The following is a 14,065-nucleotide window of genomic DNA, read 5'->3' on the forward strand; positions in this document are numbered from 1 at the left end:
AATACTGGAATTGCAGCAATCTGCCAATGAAAATGACGGCCATATTGGCCGCCACTATCAGAAACCGTTTCGCTGTACGACTTGTTTCATCCATTCGCCGCTTTTCTTGATTGTGCGTTCCCCGTCTTTCTCCAGGTTAACCGACACAAAGCCATAGCGATTTTTATATGCATTCGTCCACGACCAATTATCCATGAACGTCCACAGATGATATCCCTTTACATTTGCTCCTTCATTCAAAGCCTTGTGCACCCACCGTAAATGATCCTTGATGAAATCGATTCGGTAGTCATCTTGAATGATTCCATCACTGTCGCGGAACTTCTCTTCCCCTTCAACTCCCATACCATTTTCAGAGATGAAACAAGGGATGTTCCCATAATTATCTCGCAGGTTGACAAGTATATCGTAGATTCCTTTTTCGTAGATTTCCCAGCCTCGATGCACATTCATCTTCCGGCCAGGCATCTCATAGGAATCGAAGAATCTGTCAGGCATGAACGGTGCATCTGGGTGGACACTATGTTCCTTTGCCTTCACACGTCGCGGCTGGTAATAGTTCACTCCGAGCAAATCAACCGTATTCTCACGAATGATTTTCAAATCGTCTTCCGTATAAACTGGCATATATCCCTCATTACGAAGTATGTCTACCAGTTTATGCGGAAATTCCCCTTTCACAGATGGATCCAGAAAGGAACGATTGAAGAAAGCATCAGCAATCCGGGAAGCCTCCACATCAGCTGGATTGCTGCTTCGCGGATATGATGGGGTCAGATTCAGAATGATGCCAATCTCCCCATCCTGTGCTTGTTCCCGGTACGCCTGAATGGCAAGGGAACTTGAGAGCTGCGTATGATAACCTACTTGCACAGCTCTCCTGAAATCTACGACATTAGGATAGTGGAAATCATACAGATAACCACCTTCTACCGGCACGATCGGCTCGTTATGCGTGAACCACTTTTTCACTTTATCGCCGAACAAACGGAAGCATACAGACGCATAATCTCTGTAAGCCTCGACGACTTCTCTGCTTTCCCAGCCGCCTTTTTCCTGTAGTACCATCGGCATATCGAAATGGAACAAATTCACGAATGGCTCAATATCGTTATCCAGCAGTTCATCGATTACATTCTGATAAAACGCTGCTGCTTTTTCATTGACTGCTCCTGTACCCTCCGGTATCAGCCTTGACCAGGATATGGAGAATCGAAAAGAATTATGGCCAACCTGTTTCATTAAAGCGATGTCTTCTTTGTAACGGTAGTAGAATCCGGATGTATCGGCAGGGCCGATACCATTATGAAAACGATTCGGCTCCTGCTCATACCAATAATCCCAAATATTCGGCGTCTTCCCGTCAACATCCGCAGCACCTTCCATCTGAGGTGCCGATGAGGAGGAACCCCACCAAAAGTCCTCGGGGAATAGATAGTTTACTTGGTCTTTCTTCTGTTCTGTCACTTCCATATCAAATCTTCTCCTTTGGTACTTGCATATCCGATTTTGCATTTTTCTGTTCCGCTTCTCTTTCCTGCTTTATATTCATCCGGTCGATAAATTTGAGGAATGGGAACCAAATGGCGAATACGATCAAAACGTTAACGAGCTGCAGCAGAGATCCGGCAATTGAGTTGGTTGCCAGGAATCCGCTAATGAAAATCGGAACGGTCCACGGTATCGTTACCCCAGTCGGCGGCGGCACGAGACCAATCGCCATCGCTATATAACTGACCACCGTTACAACCATCGGCGCAATGATCCATGGCAGCAAAATCAGCGGGTTCATAACAATCGGCAGTCCGAAAATGACTGGTTCGTTGACATTGAAAATACCCGGCCCGATCCCAAGCTTTCCGACCTGCTTCATCTGCTTGCTCCGCATGAACAGGAGTATTGCCGCCAGTACGGCAAGCGTCATCCCTGTCCCGCCTGCACCGACCAGATAGACTTCGATGAACTGTTTATTGATGATATGCGGTACTTCACCACCAGCTGTATAAACTTGCAGATTTTCCAAAGACAATGTATTCCAGATTGGATCCATGACCGAGTTGATGATGATCTGTCCATGTAATCCGAAGAACCAAAGGATTTGGATGAAGAACACGGCAATCAAGGTAGCCGTAAGCCCTCCGCCAAGTCCGACGAGCGGTGCCTGCACCGTGTTGAAGATGACATCATGCAAATTCGTGTTGAAGCCTTGCGTCACAATGATATTAAGTACTAAAAATACCGACAGCGTGACAACCGCCGGAATGAGGGCAGCGAATGATTGCGATACTGCTGGCGGCACACCTGCTGGCATCCTGATGACAATTTTCTTCTGTGTAATAAATCGATAAATTTCCCCGGAAACAAACGCGACGATCATACCGAGGAACATACCCTTTGCTCCAAGACGGTCGACAGCAAGTACATTACTCACCACTTCCCCGCTCTCTGTCGACACAACGAATGGTGTCAGCAGCAGGAATGCGGTCAATGCTACAGCCCCGCCGAAAATGGCTTCCACTCCATAGCTTTTCGCCAAATAATACCCGATACCAAAGACGACGAAGACAGACGCGATATTCATTGTGGCATTCGGCGCTGGTCCAAGCGATTCTTGAATACCAGCGAGCAGCGATTCACTCATTACATTGTCCAAAAATGGCAAGTTTGCCAAAACGACCATGATAGAACCGAAAATCGTCAATGGGAACGCCAGCATGAAGGCATCCCGCAGCACACCAAGATAGCGATTGTTATTCAGCTTACCGGCAATCGGAATCAAAAACTTACTAAACTTATCGAACATTGCCTGCTTCCTCCTTTAGCTCTTCAGCTCTTGGAAAATTGGTATCATTTCTTTGACCATTTCTTTCATCGTCAATGTAGACATAAAATGGTCCTCTGCATGAAGGAACAAAAGAGAAAGTTCCTGCCGCTGGTGGCCTGCTGCTTCCTGCTGTACCAGCTGGAAATGGACCTTGTGTACAAGTGACAGATCATCTTCTGCATCTGCCAGCATGTCATTGACTTTCTCTATATCACCCTCACGATAAAGCCGAAGTGCTTGCAATACTTTACTTCTGGCATTACCGCTATGCAGGATCATCTGAAAACAAACCTGCTCCTCGGTCAGCTCTTCTAATTTCAGCTCACTCATGATGTTGCTCCAATCAGACCAAGCGCCTGTTTATACGCTTTCTCTCCATCAGCCATCCCATATGCCATCATGTCGATCACGTCAACTTGGATACCATATTTCTGCGCTTCAGCCGCGAGTTCCCCTTTGAGAAAGCTCATTTGCGGACCGATTAGTACAACATCTGCCTCTGCCATATCTTTTTTTGCCTGATCCTGACCGACTGCCCAAATCTTTGCTTCTTCTCCTATGGAATCTGCAAACGCTTGCATTTTGGTGACCAAAAGACTCGTGCTCATACCGGAACTGCATGCTAAAAGGATTCTGTTCATTTGATAACACTCCTCGGATTTATTAAAAGCGCTTTCATTTGTATTATATAACTAATTTTATATTTGTCTAGACATTTAGTAATAAATGTTTAGTCTTTTGTCGCACTGACTACATGTTAGGCAATAGTAATAGGCTTTCATTGCCTTAATATGTTAAACTAGCTTTATCTTTTTAGGGACGGTATAGCTGCTTTTGAATCAGTTGAAAGTAGTTTTCTTATCATCGCAGTCTATTAACACCACCCCCTTAACCGTCCAGCATATTATGACTAATAGGAGTATTGGTATATGGCTGTTATTGAAAGCACGGAACAATTTATCACCCATCTGCACACATGGCATAAAACAATCAAAACACGCGACCGGACTTTGTCGGCTAAACTGCGCGAAGAAGCATATTCAGCTTTGCATGAAGGTGAATTCACGGACGAACTATGGGATCGTTTTTTGCTGCTCGATGCACGGTTTGATTTTCTGAAAGGCGATACGGATCTTTGCGAGGAAAAACTGCAGCGGTTGAACCCGGATGAGTTGAACGATTACCAGTCTTTTTTCTACTATAGTTTTCTGGCAATCGTGAAGTATAGCAGAAAAGAATACTTTACAGCTATCGATTTATTGGAAAAAGCAGAGTTACATATGCACGCAGTTGAGGATGAAGAAGAGCATGCCGGCTTGCATTATAATAAGGCGATGCAATTCTATTACTTAGACATCAATGCCTTGTCCAGTTTTCATTTGGAAAAGGCAATAGCTATCTATTCTGCATATCCGCAATATGAACTGAAGGTTGCAAATTGCAAATCCCTCCAAGGATTGAATCAAATCGATCTGCGGGAATTCGATAAGGCAGAAAGCAATCTCCTCGAAGCCCTCTCCATTGCCGAAAAACTCGGACAGGAGGATATGGTTGTTGCATGCGGATTTAACATCGGTCTCATGTACCACAAACAAAATGCAGATGAAAAAGGCATCCCGTATCTGCTGCAGGCTGTTACGCACTCGGAACATCCCTTGTACATACAGGCACTATTCACGCTGACTCGTTCCCTTTACATTTTAGGAAAAGCCGATCAAGCGGAGACCTATTACAAAATCGGCATGCGTGTATGCGAAGAAAAGGGAAACCTGGAATATCGCTGGCAGTTCGCCATTCTTTGGGCGAAATATGTAGAGCGTGACACAATGGATTATGTGTACGATTCAGCCATTACTTATTTTAAGGAAAACGGTCTGTTCTACTTGATGCGCTGCTATGCCCGCGATTATTCACAATTCTTATGGGAAGCACAGCAAATCGAACAATTCCATTATTATCACAAACTTGCATTGTCGAATGACTTCCAATGAAAAACGGCTCATCAGTAGATGAGCCGTTTTAAATGGACTAGAATAATAGCTTTAATAGATATCTAATGTAGATCACACTTCAGCATTGATTTTTTATCGTGTTAAAACCTGGATCAATATATAAGCAAGGAATAAAATCTCCTAATCGGTTAAAAGTGATTGATCCAAATGAGCGCTTGTTCATAGTCATCAAAAAATTTCACGGAGTCTCTAGTATTAGATTGTTGTAAATAATCCATGATTTCACCTTCTTCAAGGAGAAATGCAATTGCCTTACTGTGATTCAGAATACTTTCATCAAAAAATTTATCTTTCCATGCTTTTTGAACAGAAAAATGATCTGGTGTGTAACCTTTTCTATCCACCAACAATTTGTATTTACGACCCTCAGAAATGAATTGCTGACAAGCTTGCTCAAAACCGTTGAACCATTCATTAACATCTTCAATTTTAATCTTACCAATTAGATGGGTAGTAATTAACTCTCCTGAAGTTGTTGTGCTGATATTCTGTTCAATCAACTTGTATCATCTCCTTGATTAACATCAGGTCTTGAAGTAAATCTAATGATGCTTTCTTTAAAGCTGGTTTCATTATTGCAAAATCTTCATCACTACATTCTTCTCTACTTAAGATGCCCAATGGAATGGCTGTACCAGATAGGAAGGCAACTGTGTTTGTTTATTACCTTTTGCCGAATTTATCTGCATCTGTGTCAAGAACATACTAGTAGACAGATTGGCCCCTTCCAGATTTGCATCCCGCAAATCTGCTCCGATAAAATCGACAGCCCTTAAATCGGCATCCTTCAGGTCCGCTGCAATCAGATAGGCTCCTTGAAAATCGGCTGCTCTAAGGTCTTTTCCTTTTGCACTTTTCCCTATCCAATCTGCACCTCTATAGTCCAGTTTCCGTTTGTTAGGAATGGAATTCGTTATCGTATGTCGGATGTGACTGCTTGTCTTGGAAAGTAACTCATTCACAGGCTTGCGCAGCTCTATTATATCCAAGGTCTGTAAGTTGTCGGCATCAAGAATTGTTAAGCTTTCTAAATCCTTTAGCAGAAGTGTAAGTTCTTTATGTAGATCCTGCGGCAGTCGATAAGACAATGCCTCTGTAACATAAGCCAGCATCTCGTACAGCTGTACCATCACCGGAAATACAGAGAACATCTTATCGGCTGTTTCCTTGCTTTCTGTCCAATCCTGTCCATTGAACGTTACTTGGGAGACTTGTTGACCAGCACCGAAACAATCAAATACGGTACATCCCTTAAACCCCTTCCCCCTTAGTTCACTATGAATCTGACACCGAAAATCAGATTGCAGGTTAGGACATGGTACACCTGCAGGTTTATCAATGGCAAAGTCGCTGGATGCTGCAATATGAAGCGCTGTACAGCACAAGCCAAAACAGTTAGCACAATCTGCCCGCATACTCTTCCTATACTCCTCAGCAGCAAAGTTATCAATCTGATAAGACATTAGCATTCTTCCTTATAGTGTAGTTTTTTACTTTTCTACTTTCCCCTAGTCATCAAATCCAACAGCAGCTGAAATCTCTGCAGTACATCCGTCAAATCAAGCTCCAGCGCTTCGTTGATCTGATTAATCCGGTAATTCACCGTATTCGGATGGACAAAGAGTGCTGCTGCAGTCGGTTTGATTTTGCAGTTGTGAAGCAAATACATTTCAAGGGTTTTCAGGAGTTCTTTCTTATCGTTCGGATCGAGCTTTTGAATCTTTTTCAGATGTTCGCTTTCATAGCCAAGTTCCTCATTCTTGTCAGCAATAGCCTGAAGATAGCGCCACACGTGTAAATCCTTGTAATAAAGAGATAAAGGGCGATGGGTCAGAATGCCGGCATGGATGACCTCTTTTGCTTGATTCGCACTTTTCAGCAAGTCGAAAGGATGTTGATAAATACCTCCAACACCACTCATCACAGTTGCGTCTTTATCCTTCACATAATCACGGATTCGCTGGATGACTTCCTTGGCTAATGCTTCAATTGGCGCATCTGCTCGCTTTCCTCCTAATACGATAAGCAGAATGTCTTCTTGTATGAGAACATGATGCAATTTATCTTCAAGCTGCAAGGAAGTTTGGGCAACCTGCTGTAAATCATAAAGAAGCGCTTCGTCCTTTGCTGTCAGCTGTACAGCCGCAACAGCAAAATGTTCCGGCAGCTTCACACCGAATTCCTTTGCTCCCCATTCCAAATCTGAAGCTGATTTATATACCCTATTAAAAATATTCTGATAAAATTGATCCTCTTTTTCCTCTTGCTTCAGCTTCGACTTCTGTATGTCATAGATGAGCCTGCCGATATGGAAGGAAATATCATATAAAAAGTCGATCCCTTCAACAGGGAGCGGTTCCTCCATCTGCTGAATCCAGATAAAGCCCATAATACGGCCTTCATGCTTTGCACTTACAACAATTCTCGTATTCAAGCCTATTTCCGGCATTGCTTCTACTACAAAAGGACGCTCATATGTTTTTAGCTTATTTACGACACCTGCTTCAATAAACGTTTCATAAATTGGCAGCGTCCACTTCTTTGTGAAAATCGTCTGCTGGTTCGCTTCATCAAAATGTTGGATGTAATGCGAATTATACGCAAGTAATGTATAATCGGCACTCTCGACAATCACTGGCCGTTCCAGCTCGAAGCTAAGCAAATCGATGACAGCATCCAAGTCATTGATGGATAATACACGATCGAATAACTCCATAGCTCATACCCCTAAGCATTTTCTTTTATCATACTCCAGCAGGAGGGCTTTGCCTAGATACTTCCTTTTTTTCTATAAAAACCAAAAATATTGATAAACTTTAACTGAGTATTAGTTCTCTTTAATTATTTATATTTAAAAAACTACATAATTCTATTTACCTACCGATAAATAATTGTAGCCGTAATATAAGCAGAGAGAGGGACAATATCAATAATGGAAGAAAATAAAAAAAGAGGTAATTTCTTTAGTAGGAAGATTTTACGCAAAATACTTTATCCTATTCTTGCAATGTTTGTCATTTCAGGAGTAGTAACAGCCTATTTCGGCTATGAATTCAGCCGTAACATGGTGCTTGAAAGCCAATCCAATCAAATGGAGGATCAAACAGTTGTTCAGCTGAACAGCATCTACGATCTATTCCTCGACAATATCGAGTCTACATTGGGAAGTATCAGCAGAACCCAATCATTACAGGAAGATGATATGGACCGACTAGCTGTAACGATGGAAAGCTATACAAAAGACAACCCAAATATTAGTACTATTTTCTACCAGCCAATTGACGGTGACATGGTAGCCTATCCGAAAGCCAATTTACCAGATGACTATGATCCGACTACACGGCCATGGTATCAGCTTGGTTTAGAGCTGGAAGAGCGCGCTGGTTATACAGATCCATACATGTCAGCCGATTCAAGCGAATCAGTAGTCGATGCGGTTAAGCCTATCTTTGACAATAATAATCAACTTAAAGGCATGGTTGTCGTCGAATTCAAGCTTTCCCGTCTGAAGGAGCTGACAGAGCAGGTTAAAGTCGGTGAGACAGGATTCGCTGCGGTATTTGATGGTACAGGACATTTCCTATCCCATCCGGATGCTGAAAAACTAGGTACAGATGCAACGAAAGAGAAGTTCTGGGAGAAGATACAGTCGACTGGGCGAAGCGGAATCATAAATTATGAATTTGAGGGCGAAGAACGTGTTCTTGCCTTTACAACGAATGATAGAACAGGCTGGACAATTGCAGCAATTGTTCCAAAACACGAGTTCAGTGATTTAGCACAAGGTATTATACTTCCTTTGATCATCACTGTATTGATTGTTTTAGCTGTTGCACTAATCGTTACCTTCTTCGTTGTGAACTCTGTAGTACGGCCGATAAAGCAACTGCGAGACAAGATGAAGCAAGTAGAAGATGGCGATTTGACTGTTAAGATGAATAGTAAAGCCTCTGATGAAATTGGCGATCTATCCAACAGCTTCAATAATATGATTGGGAACATCCATTCTATGATGCAGAATAATACTGCGATTTCTGCTAATGTGCAGTCCGCATCACAGGCGCTTGCGGCGAATGCAGAAGAAAATGCTGCCACTTCCGCTGAGGTAGCTGCGACCATGGAAGAAATTTCTGCAGGTACTACGAGCCTGGCTGAAATCATGGAGCGCAATACTGTTGCGACAGAAGCATTGTCCGAAAATATTAAACTAGTAAATGCGCACAACCAGCAAGTATATGAAGAAGCACTACAAATGACCGATTCAGCCAAAGTCGGCGGTTCACAGATGCAGCAATTGATTGAGCAATCCAAAGATGCCATCGAAGCAACCAGCAAGATTGAACAAGCTGTACAGAACCTGCAGCAAAAATCCGCTAACATAAGCGGTATCGTTAACACGATCACAGATATTGCCGGGCAGACGAACCTGTTGGCACTGAATGCTGCCATTGAAGCAGCACGTGCAGGCGAAAGCGGAAAGGGCTTTGCTGTCGTAGCAGATGAAGTGCGCAAACTGGCAGAACAGACAGAACACGCACTTCGCGATATCGGTTCCATCGTGCAGGAGATTCAAACTGAAACGGCTGAAACAGCAGCCTTCGCTTCGAAGACTGGCGACGTTGTCCGCGGTCAAGAAACAGCGGTAAATAATACAAAAGAAATCTTCATTCAAATCCAGCAAGCAATTGCGCATAATATGGAATTGACTGCACGGACGAAGGAAGAAATGAAACTCATGATGGAAAGAGAAGCTACCCTGGCAACCAATACTGGTGAAATTGCAGCAATCAGTCAGCAGACAGCAGCCGGTACAGAAGAAATTACGGCATCTGTAGCCGACCAAACTCATTCCATGGATCAATTAAAAGAGCTAGCAGAAAAGCTCGAGCAAGATGCCAATACCTTACAAGAGCAGCTTCAGCAATTCAAATTAGATTAACAAAAACCCGCTTTCCAACAGGAAAGCGGGTTTTTTCTATACAAAAGCTGGCAGCGGATCAGAAAATACTGCACTATCCTGTTGCATTTCCTCATCTGTCAGTAGGCACGAATCCAGATCCCTTCTAATTTCTTCTTTATCTAAACCAATCCCAATAAAAACCAGCTCCGTCATTCTGTCTCCATAAATGGGGTGCCATCTAGCATCCAGTTCTTTGTCCTCGGCTCGGAGAGCTTCCCGTTCATCTGGCGGATATGTGCTTATCCACGGTCCCGCAGCTTCGATTGCCAGCGAACGTCCCGCCTGTGACAATAAACCGCTTGTATCCGGGCGGGATGCAAGCCAGAAAAAGCCCTTCGCCCGCACAACATCGCTCGGCCATTTCTCCAGCCACTTCATCCAACGATCCGGATGGAACGGCCGTTGTCTTCGATAGACAAAAGAAGAGATTCCATACTCCTCTGTTTCTGGTATATGCTCACTGTTCAACTCCTTGATCCAGCCAGCAGATTGACTGGCTTTCTCAAATGAAAATTCCTTTGTATCTAACACAAGACTCGGATCTACTTTTCCAAACTCCGTTTGATGGATATTCGCTTCTGGGTTCAGTGTATGCATCAAGCTGTATAGCCGTTGCAGTTCATCCTTATCCAGCTGATCTGCTTTATTAAGCAAAATCACATCCGCGAATTCGATTTGGTCGATCAGTAAATCAGAAATCTCTCGTTCGTCCTCCTCTATTGCCTGCTGCTGCCGGTCCAATAAGGACTCTCCAGATTGATAATCATGCCAAAAGCTCCCTGCATCCACAACCGTCACCATCGTATCCAGCCGGCATTTGGCAGATAAGTCAATTCCGAGTACATCTTCTTGATACGTAAAGCTTTGCGCTACCGGAATTGGCTCGGATATCCCTGTTGATTCTACAATGATATAGTCGATGTCCAAGTCAGCCAGCTTGTCAATTTCGATTATCAAATCTTCTCGGAGCGTACAGCAGATACAGCCATTTTCAAGCTGGATTAGCTTCTCATCGGTGCGCTTCAATCCGCCCTTCTCGACCAAATGGGCATCAATATTAATTTCACTCATATCATTCACGAGCACACCTATTTTCAGCTGCTGCTTATTGGCAAGCAGATGATTAAGAAGCGTTGTCTTACCTGCTCCTAGGTAACCGCTCAAGACGGTCACTGGTATTCTTCGATCCACCGCTTACCAGCTCGCTTTCCGAACACCAGGCACTTGCCCTTTATGAGCATACTCGCGGAATTTAATCCGGCTCATGCCGAATTGCCGCATATAACCGCGCGGGCGTCCGGTTATTTCACAGCGGTTTTTCAATCGTGTCGGCGAAGAATCACGGGGCAGCTTCTGTAATGCTTCGTAATCTCCTTTTTCCTTCAGTTCCCTTCGCAGTTCTGCATACTTCATCACGAGTTCCTGTCTTTTTTTCTCTTTTGCTATTTTCGATTTTTTTGCCATTATTACTTCCTCCTATTTATTGAGCTGTCTGGATCTTCCAGCGAAATGGATCTGGCAGCTGTGACCAATCGCCTGCAAGCTCTGATTCTGTCAGCAGGCAACTGTCCAATTCCTCTGTTATTGCTTGCTGATCCAAGTCTGTTCCGATGAACACAAGCTGTGTTTTTCTGTCGCCATAGTGGGGATGCCAATCTTGATTGATGGACGGATTTTCCCGTCGAATGAACTGCTGTCGTTCCTCATCCAAGGAAGCAACCCAATAAGATACCGGCTCGATATTCGCTGCCGGACCAGCTTGCGATAGCAGCAAAGCATATTGATTACGCGTCGCACACCAGGTTATTCCTTTGGAGCGGATAATATTTTCCGGCATTGTTTCTACGAACTGCATAAAGCGCTCTGAATGAAAAGGATGCTGCCGGACATATGTGAACGAGCCGATGCCATATTCTTCTGTTTCAGGTGTATGCTGCTCTGGTCCATTCTCCAATTCCTTCAGCCAGCCAGCAGAAGAGCTCACTTTCTCAAAGTCAAACGATTGGGTAAACAGTATGTCATGCGGATTGACTTTACCGTGTGTTGCCTCAATGATTTTCGCTTCTGGCTGTAATAGACGCATGACGTGTTTCAGATCACGCAGTGCTGTTTCTTCTACAAGATCACATTTGTTCAAAATGAGTACATTACAGAACTCAATCTGATCGAGTAAGAGATCCGCAATTTCCCGTTCATCATTCTCAGCAACCTCCTGCTGCCGATCCAGCAAACTCTCACCTGAGCCGAAGTCATGCCAAAAGCGATTTGCATCCACTACCGTCACCATCGTGTCCAACGTCGTAAAATCGGATAAGTTGATGTTCAACTGATCATCGATATACGTAAACGTCTGTGCCACAGGAACTGGTTCACTAATCCCGCTCGACTCGATGAGTATATAATCAAAGCTGCCATTTTTGGCCAGCTTCTCCACTTCAACCAACAGGTCATCTCGCAGCGTGCAACAGATGCAGCCATTGGACATTTCGACCAGCTGTTCATCTACTCGCGATAATGTCCCCTCGTTTTCCACCAAGCCTGCATCAATATTGATTTCGCTCATGTCGTTGACAATGACTGCAACTTTCAAGCCTTCACGATTGTGTAGAATATGATTGAGCAGCGTCGTCTTCCCTGCACCCAGATAGCCACTAAGAACCGTTACAGGTATCTTCTTGTTCATTCTATTCCTCCTAAACGTAATTATTACGATTTAAAAATAACGAAATTTTTTTTTGCCTTATGCACCCTTTGTGTGAAAATCGTCTATATCACCAAGACAATAAGCGAAACCAGTCCGCAGTTCTTCTTCCTCCAGCTCTCTTCCTATGAAAATAAGTTCATTTTGCTTGTCTTCTCCTTGCTTCCACTCTCTGTCAGCAGAACTTGCAAATAGCATATGAACACCCTGAAACAGCACACGCCTGTTCTGCCCTTTCACATGGAGAATACCCTTATAGCGGAATAAGCTCTCTCCCTTTACCTGAACCAAATAAGAAAACCATTTATCCAAACGTTTCGGGTCGATCTGCCGCTGATCCTTCAGTACGATTGCTTGAATATCATCATGATGGTGGTGATTGTGATCCAACATGTTTGGACGAACACTCAACTTTTGATCAAGCGAAAAGCTGAATACATCCAGCAATTTAAATATTGGAACTTGACTGTTTTGTGCGAAGAAAAGTTCCGCCTCCGGATTCATTCTTTGAATGCGTGTCGTTAAAAGTTCCAACTCTTCCTTTGTAACTAAGTCCTTTTTATTGATGATAACTTTATCCGCAAAAGCAATTTGCTCCCGAGCAACAGCATGAGCATGTAACTGTCTATCGGTATGTAAAGCGTCCACGACTGTACAAACACTATCCATCTCAAACCAATACCGCATAACATCATCCATCAGGAAAGTCTGGATGACAGGCGCGGGATTTGCCAATCCTGTTGTTTCAATGATCACGCGCTTAATTTCGGTGCCTTCCTTGTGCGCACGAACGAGCATGTCTTTGAGTATTCTAATCAAATCACCGCGAACATTACAGCAAATACAGCCATTGTTGATTTCAATTATCTCTTCCTTCGTCTCCTCGACAAACCTTCCGTCGATTCCTGTTTCACCGAATTCATTGATGATAACGGCTGTATTACTGCTTCGTACATCACGAAGTATTCGATTTAATAACGTCGTCTTCCCTGCTCCAAGAAACCCTGTCAAAATCGTGACGGGAATTTTGTTTGTTCTGTTAGACATGATACACCTCTCAAATCTAATTCGTAATTGTTACGATTTAAATCATACATGATGAAACAAAGCTTGTAAAGTCTGTCCACTAAAAATTGTCCGGAGATAACCTTACAAAGTGTTTGTTAGATTGATGAAGAGTCTGTAAAATTGGTTTCAATATATCCTGCAGCGGGTATAATTTGGTTGAAACACCGAAAAGGAGAGATGTAACATGATTAACAAATTAGAAGAGACACCAAAAGTAATCCATTGCAAAGATGACGCTGAGTTCAGAGACTGGCTCACCAGATTGAGCGAACCAGAGAACGAAGAAGAGTTAGACGGCTAATCAGCTTCTCCTCTATCTTCCTTCTTTTTTTATCTCCTCATATATAAAAAGCGTGCCTATGATGGCACGCTTTCCTTCGTTTTTGGACGAGTTTTGCTTGCTCGGAGGAGCTGTCTAGCTACGAAAGCCGGGAACTGCGGCCTAAGCGGTCTTTTCCGCTTTTCTTTGTTGTCTAGCTGCGAAAGCCAGGAACTACGCC

Annotated in this window: 13 protein-coding genes; 2 read left to right on the forward strand and 11 right to left on the reverse strand. The window is 43.5% G+C overall.

Going from position 1 to position 14,065, the window contains the following annotated elements; translation table 11 throughout:
- Positions 1–57: 57 nt before the first annotated feature.
- From ABXS78_RS13780 to ABXS78_RS13795, 4 genes are read right to left on the reverse strand one after another with little or no spacing between them, the layout of a single operon-like run.
- Entirely contained in the window at positions 58–1,473 is a 1,416-nt protein-coding gene (locus ABXS78_RS13780) for a glycoside hydrolase family 1 protein (RefSeq protein ID WP_366247672.1), read from the reverse strand.
- A 1-nt stretch (position 1,474) separates the two neighbouring features.
- A complete protein-coding gene (gene celB / locus ABXS78_RS13785; RefSeq protein WP_095224226.1) occupies positions 1,475–2,803 on the reverse strand; it encodes a PTS cellobiose transporter subunit IIC in 1,329 nt (442 codons plus the stop codon).
- A 15-nt stretch (positions 2,804–2,818) separates the two neighbouring features.
- The gene (locus ABXS78_RS13790) at positions 2,819–3,154 is read right to left on the reverse strand and encodes a PTS lactose/cellobiose transporter subunit IIA (RefSeq protein WP_366247673.1); all 336 of its coding nucleotides are present in this window, start codon (positions 3,152–3,154) and stop codon (positions 2,819–2,821) included.
- Positions 3,151–3,465, reverse strand: coding sequence for a PTS sugar transporter subunit IIB (locus tag ABXS78_RS13795; RefSeq protein ID WP_095224228.1), 315 nt, complete (start codon positions 3,463–3,465; stop codon positions 3,151–3,153). The genes ABXS78_RS13790 and ABXS78_RS13795 overlap by 4 nt, the downstream gene beginning before the upstream one ends.
- A gap of 288 nt (positions 3,466–3,753) precedes the next feature.
- Between ABXS78_RS13795 and ABXS78_RS13800 the strand changes: the two genes are divergently transcribed.
- Entirely contained in the window at positions 3,754–4,815 is a 1,062-nt protein-coding gene (locus ABXS78_RS13800; RefSeq protein ID WP_366247674.1) for a hypothetical protein, read from the forward strand.
- Between the two features lie 149 nt (positions 4,816–4,964).
- On the opposite strand, the gene ABXS78_RS13805 is transcribed toward ABXS78_RS13800, so the two are convergent.
- The 3 genes from ABXS78_RS13805 to ABXS78_RS13815 form a co-directional block, all read right to left on the reverse strand.
- Positions 4,965–5,336: an STAS/SEC14 domain-containing protein gene (locus ABXS78_RS13805; RefSeq protein ID WP_095268395.1), complete on the reverse strand. Its 372-nt coding sequence runs from the start codon at positions 5,334–5,336 to the stop codon at positions 4,965–4,967.
- Positions 5,337–5,444: 108 nt separating this feature from the next.
- A complete protein-coding gene (locus ABXS78_RS13810) occupies positions 5,445–6,299 on the reverse strand; it encodes a pentapeptide repeat-containing protein (protein ID WP_366247675.1) in 855 nt (284 codons plus the stop codon).
- Between the two features lie 35 nt (positions 6,300–6,334).
- Complete coding sequence (locus tag ABXS78_RS13815; protein ID WP_366247676.1) at positions 6,335–7,552, reverse strand: helix-turn-helix domain-containing protein; 1,218 nt, start codon at positions 7,550–7,552, stop codon at positions 6,335–6,337.
- A gap of 216 nt (positions 7,553–7,768) precedes the next feature.
- Between ABXS78_RS13815 and ABXS78_RS13820 the strand changes: the two genes are divergently transcribed.
- Complete coding sequence (locus tag ABXS78_RS13820) at positions 7,769–9,775, forward strand: methyl-accepting chemotaxis protein (RefSeq protein ID WP_366247677.1); 2,007 nt, start codon at positions 7,769–7,771, stop codon at positions 9,773–9,775.
- A gap of 36 nt (positions 9,776–9,811) precedes the next feature.
- Here ABXS78_RS13820 and ABXS78_RS13825 read toward each other — a convergent pair whose 3' ends face one another.
- The 4 genes from ABXS78_RS13825 to ABXS78_RS13840 are packed head-to-tail and all read right to left on the reverse strand — an operon-like array spanning position 9,812 to position 13,544.
- Complete coding sequence (locus tag ABXS78_RS13825; RefSeq protein ID WP_366247678.1) at positions 9,812–10,987, reverse strand: GTP-binding protein; 1,176 nt, start codon at positions 10,985–10,987, stop codon at positions 9,812–9,814.
- A 3-nt stretch (positions 10,988–10,990) separates the two neighbouring features.
- A complete protein-coding gene (gene rpsN, locus ABXS78_RS13830) occupies positions 10,991–11,260 on the reverse strand; it encodes a 30S ribosomal protein S14 (protein ID WP_095224234.1) in 270 nt (89 codons plus the stop codon).
- A 16-nt stretch (positions 11,261–11,276) separates the two neighbouring features.
- Positions 11,277–12,479, reverse strand: a complete 1,203-nt coding sequence (locus ABXS78_RS13835) for a GTP-binding protein (protein WP_366247679.1) — start codon at positions 12,477–12,479, stop codon at positions 11,277–11,279.
- Positions 12,480–12,536: 57 nt separating this feature from the next.
- Positions 12,537–13,544 (reverse strand): GTP-binding protein, encoded by a 1,008-nt coding sequence (locus ABXS78_RS13840; RefSeq protein WP_366247680.1) that lies wholly within the window; start codon positions 13,542–13,544, stop codon positions 12,537–12,539.
- Positions 13,545–14,065: the final 521 nt, after the last annotated feature.

Source organism: Terribacillus aidingensis, from assembly GCF_040703035.1.
In the GTDB taxonomy this organism is placed as follows: Bacteria; Bacillota; Bacilli; order Bacillales; family Amphibacillaceae; genus Terribacillus.

Excerpts from the sequence above, each read along its gene's own strand:
- ABXS78_RS13780 (WP_366247672.1), bottom strand. The coding sequence starts at position 1,473 with ATGGAAGTGACAGAACAGAAGAAAGACCAAGTAAACTATCTATTCCCC.
- celB (WP_095224226.1), bottom strand. The coding sequence starts at position 2,803 with ATGTTCGATAAGTTTAGTAAGTTTTTGATTCCGATTGCCGGTAAGCTG.
- ABXS78_RS13790 (WP_366247673.1), bottom strand. The coding sequence starts at position 3,154 with ATGAGTGAGCTGAAATTAGAAGAGCTGACCGAGGAGCAGGTTTGTTTT.
- ABXS78_RS13795 (WP_095224228.1), bottom strand. The coding sequence starts at position 3,465 with ATGAACAGAATCCTTTTAGCATGCAGTTCCGGTATGAGCACGAGTCTT.
- ABXS78_RS13800 (WP_366247674.1), top strand. The coding sequence starts at position 3,754 with ATGGCTGTTATTGAAAGCACGGAACAATTTATCACCCATCTGCACACA.
- ABXS78_RS13810 (WP_366247675.1), bottom strand. The coding sequence starts at position 6,299 with ATGTCTTATCAGATTGATAACTTTGCTGCTGAGGAGTATAGGAAGAGT.
- ABXS78_RS13815 (WP_366247676.1), bottom strand. The coding sequence starts at position 7,552 with ATGGAGTTATTCGATCGTGTATTATCCATCAATGACTTGGATGCTGTC.
- ABXS78_RS13820 (WP_366247677.1), top strand. The coding sequence starts at position 7,769 with ATGGAAGAAAATAAAAAAAGAGGTAATTTCTTTAGTAGGAAGATTTTA.
- rpsN (WP_095224234.1), bottom strand. The coding sequence starts at position 11,260 with ATGGCAAAAAAATCGAAAATAGCAAAAGAGAAAAAAAGACAGGAACTC.
- ABXS78_RS13835 (WP_366247679.1), bottom strand. The coding sequence starts at position 12,479 with ATGAACAAGAAGATACCTGTAACGGTTCTTAGTGGCTATCTGGGTGCA.
- ABXS78_RS13840 (WP_366247680.1), bottom strand. The coding sequence starts at position 13,544 with ATGTCTAACAGAACAAACAAAATTCCCGTCACGATTTTGACAGGGTTT.